Consider the following 14,648-nt stretch of genomic DNA (forward strand, 5'->3'; position numbering starts at 1 on the left):
CTAAGCAATATTACTAGACCAGAATAATGCCAGTTTGTTGCATTGTCGGATGTGACTAATAACAAACAGCCTTGTATGTTACTTAACTATCACCCCTTAAGCACGTGGGTGATGCTCACTATGTAGCTGTTTCAAACGCTCGGTCGCAACATGGGTATAGATTTGCGTCGTCGATAAGTCACTATGCCCCAATAACATTTGTACGACACGCAAATCCGCACCGTAATTTAATAAGTGCGTAGCAAAAGCATGCCGCAACACGTGAGGGGACAACTTCTCACTATCGATACCTGCTTCAGAGGCATAATGCTTAATTCGATACCAAAACGTCTGTCGTGTCATCTGCTTGGCACGACGGCTCGGAAACACCACATCGCCAGTCACTTGGCCCATTAACGCTGAACGGCCTTGTGCTAAAAATTGCTCCATCCAATAAATTGCATTTTCCCCCATCGGTACCAAGCGCTCTTTGCCCCCTTTACCGATAACCCTTACAACGCCTTGGCGCAGGCTGACATTCTCCATCGTCAAGCTCACCAGCTCTGTTACCCGCAACCCTGTCGCGTACAACAGCTCAATCATGGCACGATCTCGAAGGCCCAACGGCTCTTCAACCTTTGGGGCATTGAGTAGGTTTTCTATTTGTTCTTCTGTTAGGTCTTTGGGCAAACGGGTGGGAAGCTTCGGGCTCTCCAATAAGACACTGGGATCATCATTGCGCGCTTTCTCACGGTGCATATATTGAAACAAGCGCTTAATTGCAGAGGTCATTCGAGCACGCGTGGTCGCCACATACTCACTGCGCTCTAGCCAGCCTTGATAGTCAGTTAAATCCTTCGTTACGGCCGTAAAGATATTCTTATCTTGCATCGTTAAGTATTGCACCAACTTATTCAAATCATGTCGGTAAGAACTAATCGTATTGTCCGCTAAGCCACGTTCCATCCACATGGCGTCGAAAAAATCCTCTAACAACTGCTCTTGTTCACTCAAATTACGCCTCTGCTGCCTCAGCAAAATGGGTGATGACAAGCGATATAGGCCTGCACACCACTGTATTAAAAAACAGTATTAAGATACCCTAATTGTGGATGGAGAAAAGCATAAAAGCTAAGGTATAGTGTTAAAAATAGCGATTAAGGGAATATTTGGATGAAAGTCGGCCTATTTTATGGTTCCAGCACCTGCTATACCGAAATGGCAGCAGAGAAGATCCGCGCTCAACTTGGCACAGGTTTGGTCACACTACACAATGTAAAAACGGCTCCCTTAGTGCTAACCCAAGACTATGATCTGCTGATTTTTGGGATATCAACATGGGACTTTGGTGAACTTCAGGAAGATTGGGCAGCAGCGTGGTCGCAATTAGAGCAACTCGATCTAAGCAACAAAGCGATAGCCCTATTTGGTTTAGGCGATCAAGAAGGGTATGGCGAGTGGTTTTTAGATGCCATGGGGTTACTGCATGATGCCCTACTCGATTGCGAAGCGGATATCATCGGCTATTGGCCAACACAGGGATATCAATTTGAGGCATCGAAAGCGATCACCGCTGACAGCGATTTCTTCGTTGGCCTCGCGTTAGATGAAGATAGCCAATATGATCTTAGTGATGAGCGCATTGCTGTTTGGTGTGAGCAAATCATGCAAGAGTACAGTCAATTATAGCGTTATCGCAGCATAAAAAAGGCTTGCCAAGCGCAAGCCTTTTTAGCATCAATCGTATCACTGCTTCGCGTAAATCATTACGCCGCTTCTGGCTGTTTAACGGTTACTTTCTTAACGACCACTAGGTTGGCGATTATCGCCAGTGTGGTAGGTAGTACCCAAGCCATTCCCATAGCAAAACCCGGTAAGACTGAGAAGAGATCCATATTAAAGCCAAGTACTTTTGCCGCATCAATCAAGCTAAACAGTAGCGAAACCAACAAAACGCTACGGTATGCCAGTTCTGGCTGCTTGAAACGTTGGCTCAAGAAAGTCAGCGTGACCAAAGCAATTGCCACTGGATACAAGGCAAATAGCACAGGCACCGAAATAGCAATTAGCTGCTCTAAACCAACGTTTGCCACCACAGCACAAGTTATCGCCATGATCAATGCCCATGTTTTATATGACCAACGTGTCAGTGAGCTAAAGTAGTCAGCACATGCCCCGATCAAGCCAATTACCGTAGTCAAACACGCCAACATAACAATCGATGATAAAATGACCTGCCCAATTGGACCAAATAACGCATGCACATACACAGCAAGAATGGCACCACCATTAGTTGCCTCTGCTGCCAATGTTGAACTGGTTGCACCAAGATAGAACAGTGAGATATAAACAAACGCCAAGCCTGCCGCAGCAATAACACCAGCTAACATCAAGTATTTGCAAGTCGCTTTCTCATCGGTAATGCCTTTCTTGCGAATCACATCAACAATCAACATGCCAAACATCAACGCCGCAAAGGTATCCATGGTGTTGTAACCTTCAAGGAACCCTGTCGTAAAGGCATGGTTAATGTAGTCTCCTTGTGGGGCCACAATCGCGCTCTGCGGGTTGATGAAAACAGCCACAGCCAATAATGCCAATGCAATAAACAGCACTGGAGTCAAAAACTTACCGATCATGTCAATCAACTTGCCACGTGACCACGCAAATAGGAGAGCAATGGCAAAAAAGGCAATTGAGAACAAGGTTAACGTCGACTGTTCAGCTTCAGCCAAGAAAGGAACCACCCCCATTTGATAAGCGACCAAACCTGCACGCGGTGCGGCAAATGCTGGACCGATAATAATGAAAATCAGTACCGCCATTACCGTCGCAACAGACGTTGGTAAATAACGCGTTAACCCCTGCCAACCACCGCCAGCCACGGCAACCGCAATGATACCAATAAGAGGAAGGCCCACCGCAGTGACCAAGAAACCAGCCATGGCTGCGATATAATGCTCTCCAGCGAGCATGCCAGCTAAAGGGGGAAATATAATGTTGCCAGCACCTAAGAAAAACGCAAAGGTCATGAAACCTAATGCGAAGATATCAGTTACACTAAGGGACTTCTTCACCTGATTATCCTTACTACTATGTTCTGTTGTATTTGCTTATATTATTGATGGTCAGGTTGATCGAAGCCTAAAAAACGCCACATTAGCGACCAGTAAAATATTCATCTAATCAACGAGCCTGTAGCAGCATAATGAACAAGTAAGCGCGTTGTTGCAACAGACTAGGCAAAAACACCATTATCTTTTGATTTTTTAATCAAATTACAGTTGTTCAAACCAAAAATAGAGAGCAAATTAACACATTACCCCAACAGTAAAGCCCGTAGCAGTTTAATTGCTCAGTTCCATTGTTCATTACTGCGCGAAATGGCAGACTTTAATTTGGGAAAGCATCAAGAAGATTAACAGTATGTCAGCATTTCGTTTAAAACAGTTCACGATTGAGGATGCACAGTGTGGTATGCCTGTCAGTACTGATGGCATTTTACTCGGCGCTTGGAGTCAGCTGCCCAAGCAGGGCAAGATTGCCGACATTGGCACGGGAAGTGGCCTGCTAGCATTAATGGCAGCGCAACGCTCTACTCACTCAGAGATAACGGCTATCGAAATTGAGGCGAATGCCGCCGCCGCTGCACATAACAACTTCTTACGCAGTCCATGGGCAGACAGATTAACCCTTATACATACCGATGTCCGTGATTGGTTATCCCCAAAAAATCGTCATTCTATCGACGCTATTATCTGTAACCCGCCCTACTTCACGTCTGGTGAAACATCGCAATGTAATGCAAGGGCATTAGCACGCCATACTCAGCACTTTGATCATCATGCACTGTTAACGGTCATTCAGCAGTTATTAAACGTTGCAGGCTATGCCTCGCTTATCCTGCCAGAACAAGAAGGACGCCAATTAATTAACGCCGCCCAAGCGCTTGGGCTGCACTGCTCACGCTTATGCGAAGTTAACACCACAGCACGAAAACCGATCAGCCGCTTACTGATCGAACTCACTCCCACCCCGCAACACTGCGATCAACAGCAGCTAACTATCCATGCTAATAATGGCTATAGCGAAGCATTTATTGCTCTCACTTGGCCTTTTTATCTAAAAATGTCATCACCAAAGAGGCAAAATAACCAAGAGCAGTGATACTTAATCTGTCAGACAGGCTATTTACTGCTTGGATCGGGGATAATTCATAATCCCTACTGCACCTTGAGCGACTTAAGTATATAATCGCGCCCCTTATATACAGATAGTGACATTGTTGGTTAATCCGGAGATTAAACGTGGTAAGAACTTTTTCAGAACTGGAGCTGGATGTTGACCTGCTGTCAGCCATTGAAGGCAAAGGCTACACCCGCCCGACAGAAATCCAAGCCAATGCCATCCCAGCGGCAATGGATGGACGAGACATCTTAGCGTCAGCACCAACAGGGACCGGGAAAACCGCCGCTTTTGTGCTGCCAATGCTTCAGCACCTGATCGATTTTCCACGCCGGAAACCGGGTCCTGCTCGTGTATTAATTTTAACACCGACACGTGAACTAGCGATGCAGGTCGCTAATGAAGCACGAGAACTAGCTCAAAATACCGATCTTAAGATCTTCACCATTACCGGTGGTATCTCTTACGATGAGCACGCTGAAGTACTTGGTAAAACTCAGGATGTGGTGGTTGCCACTCCTGGACGTCTAATGGAATATATCGAAGCAGAACGCTTTGACTGCCGTGCCATTGAATGCTTAATTCTGGATGAAGCCGATCGTATGCTCGATATGGGCTTTGGCCCGATTGTCGATAGGCTCTCTTCTGAATGCCGTTGGCGTCGCCAAACGTTGCTATTCTCAGCAACGCTTGAAGGCAAAGGTGTCAACGGTTTTACTGAAGATCTCCTAAAAGAACCGGTTCGATTCGATGCTAACCCATCACGTCGTGAACGCAAAAAAATTCACCAGTGGTACTATCGCTGTGACCATATGGAGCACAAGCTACAACTGCTCGAGTATGTACTGCGCAATGAAGCAGAGCGTTGCATTATCTTTATTAAAACTCGTGAACGTCTTGCCGAGCTACGCGAAAAAATGGATGCCATGCAGATCCCTTGCTGTTGGCTACAAGGTGAAATGGCGCAAACCGCGCGTAATAACACCATTGAACGCTTCAAGTCAGGCAAGATAAACGTTATGCTCGCCACCGACGTTGCAGCGCGAGGCATTGATCTTCCTGATATTAGTCACGTCATCAACTTTGACCTTCCACGCACCGCTGATGTCTATCTTCACCGCATCGGTCGTACTGCCCGTGCTGGTAAAAAAGGTGCCGCGATCTCTTTGGTGGAAGCACACGATCAAGGAATGATGGAACGTATTGGCCGCTACATGAAAGAGCCAGTAAAAGAGCGCTTTGTTGAAGAGTTAAAACCTCAGCACAAGATGCCAGGCTTTGCTAAGAAGAAAAAGAAGAAGAAAAAGAGTCTACCCGGCGCGGCGAGAAAAGCGCAAAAAGGGGCTAGCCAAGCGGATAAGTAATCCCAATGAGCAAAGCATGAAAAGGGCGCCAATCGGCGCCCTTCGTTTATTCACTCACAACCCATCACGCATTAACTACGTAGCCCTGTACCCGTTGAGATCAAACGGTAAGCGACGCTGTATAACACTATCGTGAACCCTGCTAGCACGCTAAACGCCGTAACAATACCCACATCCGAAATACCCAAAAAACCGTATCTGAACGCATTGACCATATAGACAATCGGGTTAATCTTCGACACGCCTTGCCACAGTTCTGGCAGCAACGAAATAGAATAGAATACCCCACCAAGATAGGTCAGTGGCGTTAAGATAAATGTAGGAATAATACTAATATCATCAAACGTTCTCGCGAAAACCGCATTAATTAAGCCGCCCAACGAGAACACCACTGAGGTCATCAATACTGTCGAGAACACCACAAGCCAGTTTGAGACCACGAGATCAACAAACAGCAACGAGACCGCTGTAACGATAGCCCCCACGAGTAAGCCACGTACCACCCCGCCAGCAATGTAGCCCCAAATAATGATGTGATTTGGCACTGGTGCGACCAACAACTCTTCAATATTACGCTGGAATTTAGCACTAAAGAACGATGACGCAACGTTGGAGTAGGAGTTGGTAATCACCGACATCATGATCAAGCCTGGAACAATATACTCCATGTAGCTAAACCCACCCATTTCACCAATTCGACTACCAATTAGGTTTCCGAAAATAATAAAATAGAGAGTCATGGTAATCGCGGGTGGCACCAAGGTTTGCACCCAAATACGCATAAAACGATTGATCTCTTTATATACTAAGCTTTTGAAAGCAATATAAAATTGACTAGTCATATACTATTTTCCTTTGCTTTCTTGCACTAAAGAAACAAACAGCTCTTCTAATCGGTTGGCCTTATTGCGCATTGAATAGACAGTGAAGTCTTGCGCGGTTAACTGCATAAACACGGAGTTTAAGCCTGCTTCTTTGAGCACATCGACTTCAATGGTGTGATCATCGATCACGCGCATATCAACCCCTTGTAAGCTGGGCTGACGGCCATTTAAGTAAAGATCTAAAACAAAAGTCTCGACCTGCAACTTATTGAGCAACGCCTTCATTGATGTATTTTCGACAATCTCACCGCGATTGATAATACCAATGTTCCGACACAGCATCTCCGCTTCTTCCAGATAGTGCGTAGTCAGAATAATGGTGATCCCTTGCTGATTAATTTCACGCAAAAACTCCCACATCGACCGACGTAACTCAATATCCACCCCTGCGGTAGGTTCATCAAGGATCAATAGACGCGGCTCATGCATAAGTGCACGTGCAATCATTAAACGGCGCTTCATTCCGCCCGATAAATTACGGGCACGTTCTTTACGTTTGTCCCATAAATCGAGTTGAGACAAGTATTTATGCGCTCTTATTCGGGCTTCGTCACGAGGCACGCCATAGTATCCCACTTGGTTAATGACGATCTGCTCCACCGTTTCAAACTGATTAAAGTTAAACTCTTGCGGAACGAGCCCTATCTGCTGCTTTGCCGCGACGAGGTCAGTATCAATATCATAACCAAAGACTTTTACACTGCCTGAGGTTTTATTGACGAGCGAGCTAATAATGCCGATCGTCGTCGACTTTCCAGCGCCATTTGGCCCCAATAATGCGTAAAAGTCACCGTCTTCAACGCTTAGTGATAAATCTTTTAAGGCTTGGAATCCGCCACTGTATATTTTGTTTAGCGAGTTTATTTCAAGTGCTTTCATAACATTCACATTAAATTATGTAATTTTACAACAAATCCGATCTCTCATTGTTGCAAGTAATGTATAGTATCGGCAGGAATAGACAAGGGCACTATCATGGCAGAAATAAAACAACTCTTCGCAAATAACGTCGAGTGGGCCTCGACGATCAAGGACGAAAAGCCTGAATTTTTTACCCATTTAGCCAAGGCACAGCATCCTGAATACCTCTGGATAGGGTGCGCCGACAGCCGCGTTCCTGCGGAGCGCTTAATTGGACTAGATTCTGGCGAACTCTTTGTTCACCGTAACGTTGCCAACCAAGTTATTCATACCGACCTTAACTGTTTATCCGTAGTGCAATATGCGGTCGATGTTCTTAAAGTCAAGCATATCATTGTTTGTGGTCACTATGGTTGTGGTGGCGTTGCAGCCGCTATTGAGAACCCACAATTAGGTTTAATCAATAATTGGTTACTACATATTCGCGATCTCTACTTAAAGCACCGCTCCGATCTAGGCAAAATAGAGCGTAACCTTTGGGAAAACAAGTTGTGCGAAATCAATGTCGCTTCACAAGTATATAACCTCGCCAACTCTACCATTATGCAAACTGCGTGGGATCGCGGACAAAAGGTGAAAGTTCACGGCTGGATCTACGGGATTGATGACGGTGTACTGCGAGATCTCGGTGTAACCACAGATAGCCGAGAAAACGTTGAAATCAGTTTTCAATCAGCAATGAGCGAGATCCTGCCTAAATAGGCTATAAATCAACGTATCGGCATAGAAAAAATGCAGCACTCAGTGCTGCATTTTTATCGTTTGAACTCAATTAATCTTCGAGCGGTACAACTTTACCGATAAACGGCAAGTGTCTATATTTTTGTGCATAATCAATCCCAACACCGACGACAAATTCGTCAGGGATTTCAAATCCAACCCAGTTAACCTCAACATCCACTTCACGGCGCTCAGGCTTATCCAGCAAAGTACAGATACGAATTGAATTAGGCCCACGTAGTGATAGTAACTCTTTTACTTTATTCAGGGTATTACCAGTATCGATAATATCTTCGACTAGAAGTACATCTTTGCCTTCAATTTCATCATCTAAATCTTTGAGAATTCTAACATCTCTTGAACTTTCCATGCTGCTTCCATAGCTGGATGCGGTCATGAAATCCACTTCATGTGGAAGGTCAATTGCACGTGCCAAATCCGCCATGAAGACAAATGAACCACGCAATAACCCGATCATGACAAGATTATCTGAGTCTTTATAGCACTCGGTAATTTGTTTACCCAACTCTTGTACCCGTGCCTGAACATCCTGCTCAGAAATCAATACATCAACTTTATGCTTCATTATTGCCTCCGTGGGCGCAGTTGCATATACTGCCATTGGTCTTTTCTATAATGCCGCAATTATATCACATTTATAGTGTAATGAGGCAGTTGTCTCATAGAAGGCCGCGTGGCATGTCTCATCAATTATGCTTACTCAACGAAGTGCTTAATAAATAGGATGAGAATAAATATATAGATAATTATAATTTATGTGCTTTTTAGGCTAGGGATTGCAAATCATGGAAACTATTACAAAAAAAACTCGCACACGCTTATCCCCCGAGAAGAGAAAACATCAACTATTGGATTTTGCCTTAGATGTTTTCGCTCGGCGGGGAATCGGTCGCGCTGGACACGCTGATATCGCAGATATGGCAAACGTTTCAGTGGCTACCGTTTTTAACTACTTCCCAACAAGAGAAGAGCTAGTAATCCAAGTATTGGCTCAGGTTGAGCAGCGTTTTGACGATATCTTAACGCTCTGCTTTCAACAGACCGAACTCTCTACCAGAGAAAAGGTGAGTTTACTGATGCACCGTCTGATCGAGGCGGTGTTAGATGAGAAAGAATGGTTAAAAGTCTGGTTCGAATGGAGCACTTCTGTGCGTGAAGACATTTGGCCTCGCTATGTCTCGGGGAATCATAGAACCCTAGAGACATTAAGCAAAGCGCTGGACAATGCCAGAGAAACAGGCGAAGCACCAACCATCAATGCTGAAGATACAGCACGATTGCTGCATGGCGTCTGTTACGTACTTTACCTCGAAGCGAACACTAACCCTGATCATGAACGATTGGTAGCTCAAGCTGAACGCTACCTCGCCATACTGTGGCCAGAGCAAGTATAACTAGCGTTCACTAAACAAAAAGAAACGGCGGCCCTATTGAGACCGCCGTTTTTTATTTGGTGGTAATCCGCCATTTTATGTCGCAGCAAAAACGACCGGTGCATGAGCGGCAACGCTAACATCCACTCGTTGCCCTTCAAACAGCGCTTGATTCGATTGCGCCATCAAACTGATCCCTTGATAGTCGACGACAAAGCGACAGTTATCCCCCATAAAGAGCACATCTATCACTTTGCCATTGCCTTGTTCTGACGGTGATAACAGAATATTCTGTGGTCGCAATAGCCATTCTGCTTCGCCAGCATGGCAAGGTAAACTTGCGCTATTCAAGCTAAATTCACCCAGCGGCGTCTGCATCGTCTTTTCGCTACCAACCGTGACTGGAACATACGATCCAACCCCTAAAAACTCAGCCACAAAACGGCTCGCTGGACGATTGTATAGCGCTTCGGCAGTGCCATACTGCTCAATAACGCCATTATTCATTACCGCCATTTTATCCGCAAATGCAAAGGCCTCTTCACGGCTATGCGTAACAAAGATCGCCGTGACACCTTGCGCTTTAAAAATGCGTCGAATCTCTTTGATTAGTGCATGTCGCACCTGAGCATCAATATTTGAAAACGGTTCATCTAACAAGATTAGATCAGGCTCACTGGCTAGTGCCCTAGCAATCGCCACGCGTTGCTGCTGCCCACCCGAAAGCTGATGAGGGTAGCGTGCAGCCAATCCATCTAAACGCACCAATTTCAGCATTTGATCCACTTTGGCTGAGACCTGGTCTCGCGTCCACCCCTTCAGACCAAAAGCAATATTTTGTGCCACTGTCAGGTGGGGGAACAATGCGTAATCTTGAAAGATCATCCCAATATTACGTTTTTCTGGCGGAGTTAGCGTTACATCGCGTCCTTTAATTGCCACATTTCCCGTATCTAACGCCAATAAGCCAGCCATCGACTTCAATAACGTCGTTTTACCGCAACCACTCGCCCCAAGTAGACAGACAATTTCATTGTCATGCACGCGCAAATCCAAATCTTGTAGCACCGCTTGTCCTTGGTAGCTACAACCTAACTTTTCTATGACCAATGCACTGTCGCTCATCACTTCTGCTCCAATGAACGGTTAATTAAAATAAGAGGAATTAGCCCCACCAATACCAATAAAATTGCTGGTAACGCTGCACGTTCTAACTGCTCATCTGAAGCAAAGTTAAACACATAGGTTGCCAATGTCTCAAAATTAAATGGGCGCAAAAGCAGTGCCGCGTTCAGCTCTTTCATCGACTCGATAAACACCAATAAAGCGGCAATTAACGTGCCTCTGCGTACCAAAGGGAAATGTACCCGCACTAACATTCGTCGTGCATTACAACCCATAGTACGTGCCGCCATATCTAACGATGGCGGAATTTTACTTAAGCTACTTTCAACACTGCCGATAGCAACAGCGCTAAAGCGCACCACAAACGCAGAAATCATGGCAAAGGTGGTGCCTGACAAAAGTAGTCCAGGACGCCCCCACCCCATATCCCGCGCTAGGCTATTAATTGAGAAATCAGCAGCAACCAGCACGATCATGACACCAATGGCCAAAACGGTGCCGGGGACAGCGTACCCCATCGCGGCGATTCTTACCGGAATCACCGAGGTAGGCGTAGCCACCAAACGACGTTGGAAGTTAACTAACACTGCAATTCCAGTCGCGATAGTGGCGGTCCACGCAGAAACATACAAACTATTGAAGCTATATTGACGAAATTCAGCCGTCCAGCTCTGCTCAAAGTAGAGCCAAGCATAATGTAGTAATTGCAATAGCGGGAGTAAAAAAGCCGCCGCAAACAGAGTCCAGCACCAGATAACAGCAGCATACATTTTCCAACCTTGTAGCTGGTAACGTTCGCTCTCTGATGTTGCGTTCTGATTAAAAAGTTGCAGCTTACGCCGACTGAATCGCTCGGCCGATAACAACAAAAATATAACTAACAGCATTAACGCCGACAACTTAGCCGCCGCCGTGATGCTCGAATAGCCTAACCAAGTATCATAGACCGCCGTAGTCAATGTTGGTACGGAGAAATAACTCATGGTCCCAAAATCGCCAATGGTCTCCATGGCCACCAACGATAAAGCAACAACAATAGCGGGACGCGCCATTGGCAGGGATAAACGCCAAAAACTCCGCAATGGAGAGCACTTCAGAATACGTGCCGAGTGTAGCAGCGATGCACTCTGCTCCATAAATGCACTGCGTGCTAACAAATAGACATAGGGAAATAATACCAGTGCCAGAACCAAGGAGGCACCGCCAATACTGCGGATATCTGGAAAGTAGTAGTCATGCATTGATTGCCAACCAAACCAGTCTCGCAACCAAATCTGTACGGGCCCGGCAAAGTCAAACCAGTCTGTATACACATAAGCGACAATGTAGCTCGGCATCGCCATCGGCAAGACTAACGCCCACTGTAAAATACTTGCGCCAGGGATGCGGCACATCGCCATAAGCCAAGCACTCGGCAAGCCAAAAAGCAGAGCGAGTGTCAACGTAAGCGATACAACACTGAACGTGTTCCATAGATAACTGCCCATCACCGTATTGAGAAGATGACTAAAAACATCATCTGTATCACCGAGTGCCGTTTTTATGATCGCTAAGATCGGCAAAACCAGCAGCAGAGCAAAGGCCCAGCTACTGGCTTTCCATAAAAAGTTTTTTTCTTGCATCGCCTATCTACAACTAGGACTGTACTTTGTTTGGGGAGCATGCTCCCCACTGCCAATTACAGATCAAATCTTACTTCATCAAGCAGCTTCATTGCTGCACTGTGGTTTTCAGCAATCACTTCTAGCGGTAACGTATCTGCAGCAAACTCGCCCCAAGAAGCGACCAGCTCTGAACGTGGCACACCAAGTTTCGCCGGGTACTCAAAGTTAACTTCAGCATACATCTGCTGCGCTCTGTCTCCGGTCAAAAACTCCATCAATTTCAACGCATTTTCTTCGTTAGGCGCATATTTGGCCATACTCATACCGCTGACATTAATGTGCGTACCTTTGCTGTTTTGTCCAGGGAAGTTAATGTGCACCGCATCTGCCCATGCTTTTTGTTCTTGATCATTAACCATCGCACCTAAGTAATAACTATTACCAAGTGCCAAATCGCATAGCCCTTCTGATACCGCTCTTACCTGAGCACGATCATTTCCTTGAGGACGTCGAGCCAAGTTTGCTTTTAACCCTTCAAGCCAAGCTTTTGCTTCTTCTTCACCATAATGTGCAATCACTGATGATACCAAAGAGACATTATAAGGATGCTTACCACTTCTAGTACAGATTTTTCCCTGCCATTCTGGTTTGGCTAAATCCATGTAGTCGAAATCATCCCCTAGACGACCAATACGATCACGTGAAGAGTAGACACTACGCGTACGCAATGTCAGTGCAAACCACTCGTTTTCACTATCACGATACTGTTCAGGGATGTTGCTACTAATCACTTCACTTTCTACCGCCTGAACGACATTTTTGTCTTTTAATTCAACCAAACGGCTAATATCTGTGGTTAGAATGATGTCTGCAGGGCTGAACTCGCCTTCTTGCAGCAGTCGTTCTGTTAAACCTTTATCAGAAAACATCACATTAACTTTGATGCCAGTTTCTTCAGTAAAGGCGTCAAACATAGGCTGCACCAAAAATGGTTGACGATAAGAATAGACATTTACATCCTCGGCCATCGCAACGGATGTACCGCTAATTGCCAATAATGCAGATACAGCTAGTAACTTTTTCATTTGCACCCCATCAAGTAAATCTAAATGATAATGTTTCTCAATTGTTTTATCGATTATACCCAGCCTTTTTTAAATTACAATCACCCAAAACAAAAAGAGCGCCTCCTCACAGAGACGCTCTATTAAAGCAACAGTGACTACCTGTTGATTACTTTACCGAAACAAATTCTGGGTACGACTCAACACCACAGTCATGCATATCCATCCCTGCCAGCTCTTCATCTTCGGTCACTCGGATACCCATGGTAGCTTTCAGTATGCCCCATACCACTAGGCTAGCAACAAATACCCAAGCAAAAATCACCAATGCGCCCAGTAACTGTGCACCAAAAGACGTATCGGCATTACTAAATGGCACCACCATCAAGCCAAAGAAACCACACACACCGTGCACAGAGATAGCGCCCACTGGATCATCAATTTTAATTTTGTCTAATCCAATGATACTAAACACCACCAGCACACCAGCAATACCGCCAACAATCAGTGATGCGACAGGACTTGGTGACAAAGGATCCGCGGTTATTGCAACCAAACCAGCCAGTGCACCATTAAGAATCATGGTTAAATCCGCTTTGCCCCATGTGGTTTTACACACTAACAGTGCAGTAATTGCACCAGCCGCAGCGGCTGCATTGGTATTTAAGAAAACTTGCCCAACAGCAGTGGCGTTCTCAAAGTCTGAAACCATCAACTGTGAGCCACCGTTGAAGCCAAACCAGCCTAACCACAATATAAAGGTACCCAAGGTTGCAAGCGGCATGTTTGAGCCAGGAATCGGGTAGATTGTACCGTTCTTACCATATTTACCTTTACGTGCGCCAAGCAATAAAACACCAGCCAGAGCTGCTGCCGCGCCGGCTAAGTGAACAATGCCTGAGCCTGCAAAATCGCTAAATCCAGCTTCTGCAAGGAAACCGCCACCCCATGTCCAATAACCTTCAATCGGATAGATAAACATGGTTAAGACAACCGCAAAGACAAGGAATGCCCACAGCTTCATACGCTCTGCCACGGCACCAGACACCACAGACATTGCCGTAGCTACAAACACAACTTGGAAGAAAAAGTCAGATTCAAGCGAATGATCAGCCCCTTCTGCTTGGCTGCCAATCAACAGTCCAATAGAAGGTAACCAACCACCTTCGCCATTATCGACATACATGATGTTATAACCGACAAGTAGATAAGTCGTACACGCGATGGCGTATAAGCAAAAGTTTTTTGTCAGTATCTCCGTTGTGTTCTTAGATCGCACCAAGCCCGCTTCTAACATCGAGAAGCCTGCTGCCATCCACATTACCAATGCACCAGAGATCAAGAAAAAAAACGTATCTAGTGCATAACGCAATTCTGTTACCGTTAGTGTTAACTCTTCCATGTTTTA

The 14,648-nt window shown here is 45.5% G+C and carries 14 protein-coding genes; 5 read left to right on the top strand and 9 right to left on the bottom strand.

Translation table 11 applies throughout. The annotated features are described in order from the left end of the window. Positions 1 to 96: 96 nt before the first annotated feature. Positions 97 to 951, bottom strand: a complete 855-nt coding sequence (gene xerD, locus ACKLNH_RS04635; RefSeq protein ID WP_413111261.1) for a site-specific tyrosine recombinase XerD — start codon at positions 949 to 951, stop codon at positions 97 to 99. A 201-nt stretch (positions 952 to 1,152) separates the two neighbouring features. Here xerD and fldB point away from each other — a divergent pair, with 201 nt between their 5' ends. Continuing rightward, the gene (gene fldB, locus ACKLNH_RS04640) at positions 1,153 to 1,668 is read left to right on the top strand and encodes a flavodoxin FldB (protein ID WP_413111071.1); all 516 of its coding nucleotides are present in this window, start codon (positions 1,153 to 1,155) and stop codon (positions 1,666 to 1,668) included. 77 nt (positions 1,669 to 1,745) lie between these two features. Here fldB and brnQ read toward each other — a convergent pair whose 3' ends face one another. Further along, complete coding sequence (gene brnQ, locus ACKLNH_RS04645) at positions 1,746 to 3,056, bottom strand: branched-chain amino acid transport system II carrier protein (protein ID WP_413111072.1); 1,311 nt, start codon at positions 3,054 to 3,056, stop codon at positions 1,746 to 1,748. A 349-nt stretch (positions 3,057 to 3,405) separates the two neighbouring features. On the opposite strand from brnQ, the gene ACKLNH_RS04650 reads away from it, so the two are divergent. Together ACKLNH_RS04650 and srmB are read left to right on the top strand one after the other, a co-directional pair. Then, positions 3,406 to 4,146, top strand: a complete 741-nt coding sequence (locus ACKLNH_RS04650; RefSeq protein WP_413111073.1) for a tRNA1(Val) (adenine(37)-N6)-methyltransferase — start codon at positions 3,406 to 3,408, stop codon at positions 4,144 to 4,146. Between the two features lie 140 nt (positions 4,147 to 4,286). Then, the gene (gene srmB, locus ACKLNH_RS04655) at positions 4,287 to 5,528 is read left to right on the top strand and encodes an ATP-dependent RNA helicase SrmB (protein WP_413111074.1); all 1,242 of its coding nucleotides are present in this window, start codon (positions 4,287 to 4,289) and stop codon (positions 5,526 to 5,528) included. A gap of 71 nt (positions 5,529 to 5,599) precedes the next feature. On the opposite strand, the gene ACKLNH_RS04660 is transcribed toward srmB, so the two are convergent. Both ACKLNH_RS04660 and ACKLNH_RS04665 read right to left on the bottom strand, forming a co-directional pair. Continuing rightward, positions 5,600 to 6,370: an ABC transporter permease gene (locus tag ACKLNH_RS04660; RefSeq protein ID WP_413111075.1), complete on the bottom strand. Its 771-nt coding sequence runs from the start codon at positions 6,368 to 6,370 to the stop codon at positions 5,600 to 5,602. Between the two features lie 3 nt (positions 6,371 to 6,373). Beyond that, on the bottom strand, positions 6,374 to 7,291 hold the full coding sequence (locus tag ACKLNH_RS04665; protein WP_413111076.1) for an ABC transporter ATP-binding protein: 918 nt from the start codon (positions 7,289 to 7,291) through the stop codon (positions 6,374 to 6,376). A gap of 96 nt (positions 7,292 to 7,387) precedes the next feature. Between ACKLNH_RS04665 and can the strand changes: the two genes are divergently transcribed. After that, positions 7,388 to 8,035 (top strand): carbonate dehydratase, encoded by a 648-nt coding sequence (gene can, locus ACKLNH_RS04670; RefSeq protein ID WP_413111077.1) that lies wholly within the window; start codon positions 7,388 to 7,390, stop codon positions 8,033 to 8,035. A 70-nt stretch (positions 8,036 to 8,105) separates the two neighbouring features. Here can and hpt read toward each other — a convergent pair whose 3' ends face one another. Then, a complete protein-coding gene (gene hpt / locus ACKLNH_RS04675; RefSeq protein WP_413111078.1) occupies positions 8,106 to 8,639 on the bottom strand; it encodes a hypoxanthine phosphoribosyltransferase in 534 nt (177 codons plus the stop codon). A gap of 220 nt (positions 8,640 to 8,859) precedes the next feature. On the opposite strand from hpt, the gene ACKLNH_RS04680 reads away from it, so the two are divergent. Continuing rightward, a complete protein-coding gene (locus ACKLNH_RS04680; protein ID WP_413111079.1) occupies positions 8,860 to 9,468 on the top strand; it encodes a TetR/AcrR family transcriptional regulator in 609 nt (202 codons plus the stop codon). 75 nt (positions 9,469 to 9,543) lie between these two features. On the opposite strand, the gene ACKLNH_RS04685 is transcribed toward ACKLNH_RS04680, so the two are convergent. From ACKLNH_RS04685 to ACKLNH_RS04700, 4 genes are all read right to left on the bottom strand, one after another. Beyond that, positions 9,544 to 10,572 (bottom strand): ABC transporter ATP-binding protein, encoded by a 1,029-nt coding sequence (locus tag ACKLNH_RS04685; RefSeq protein WP_413111080.1) that lies wholly within the window; start codon positions 10,570 to 10,572, stop codon positions 9,544 to 9,546. Continuing rightward, entirely contained in the window at positions 10,572 to 12,194 is a 1,623-nt protein-coding gene (locus ACKLNH_RS04690) for an ABC transporter permease (protein ID WP_413111081.1), read from the bottom strand. Before ACKLNH_RS04690 ends, ACKLNH_RS04685 begins: the two co-directional genes overlap by 1 nt. 56 nt (positions 12,195 to 12,250) lie before the next feature. Beyond that, entirely contained in the window at positions 12,251 to 13,261 is a 1,011-nt protein-coding gene (locus ACKLNH_RS04695; protein WP_413111082.1) for a Fe(3+) ABC transporter substrate-binding protein, read from the bottom strand. Positions 13,262 to 13,409: 148 nt separating this feature from the next. Next, positions 13,410 to 14,642 (bottom strand): ammonium transporter, encoded by a 1,233-nt coding sequence (locus tag ACKLNH_RS04700; protein WP_413111083.1) that lies wholly within the window; start codon positions 14,640 to 14,642, stop codon positions 13,410 to 13,412. Positions 14,643 to 14,648: the final 6 nt, after the last annotated feature.

It is taken from the genome of Thaumasiovibrio clandestinus, from assembly GCF_047250365.1.
Taxonomy (GTDB): Bacteria; Pseudomonadota; Gammaproteobacteria; order Enterobacterales; family Vibrionaceae; genus Thaumasiovibrio.

Coding starts and splice junctions, on each gene's coding strand:
- xerD (WP_413111261.1), bottom strand. CDS start 951: ATGTGGATGGAACGTGGCTTAGCGGACAATACGATTAGTTCTTACCGA.
- fldB (WP_413111071.1), top strand. CDS start 1,153: ATGAAAGTCGGCCTATTTTATGGTTCCAGCACCTGCTATACCGAAATG.
- ACKLNH_RS04650 (WP_413111073.1), top strand. CDS start 3,406: ATGTCAGCATTTCGTTTAAAACAGTTCACGATTGAGGATGCACAGTGT.
- ACKLNH_RS04660 (WP_413111075.1), bottom strand. CDS start 6,370: ATGACTAGTCAATTTTATATTGCTTTCAAAAGCTTAGTATATAAAGAG.
- ACKLNH_RS04665 (WP_413111076.1), bottom strand. CDS start 7,291: ATGAAAGCACTTGAAATAAACTCGCTAAACAAAATATACAGTGGCGGA.
- can (WP_413111077.1), top strand. CDS start 7,388: ATGGCAGAAATAAAACAACTCTTCGCAAATAACGTCGAGTGGGCCTCG.
- hpt (WP_413111078.1), bottom strand. CDS start 8,639: ATGAAGCATAAAGTTGATGTATTGATTTCTGAGCAGGATGTTCAGGCA.
- ACKLNH_RS04680 (WP_413111079.1), top strand. CDS start 8,860: ATGGAAACTATTACAAAAAAAACTCGCACACGCTTATCCCCCGAGAAG.
- ACKLNH_RS04685 (WP_413111080.1), bottom strand. CDS start 10,572: ATGAGCGACAGTGCATTGGTCATAGAAAAGTTAGGTTGTAGCTACCAA.
- ACKLNH_RS04690 (WP_413111081.1), bottom strand. CDS start 12,194: ATGCAAGAAAAAAACTTTTTATGGAAAGCCAGTAGCTGGGCCTTTGCT.
- ACKLNH_RS04695 (WP_413111082.1), bottom strand. CDS start 13,261: ATGAAAAAGTTACTAGCTGTATCTGCATTATTGGCAATTAGCGGTACA.
- ACKLNH_RS04700 (WP_413111083.1), bottom strand. CDS start 14,642: ATGGAAGAGTTAACACTAACGGTAACAGAATTGCGTTATGCACTAGAT.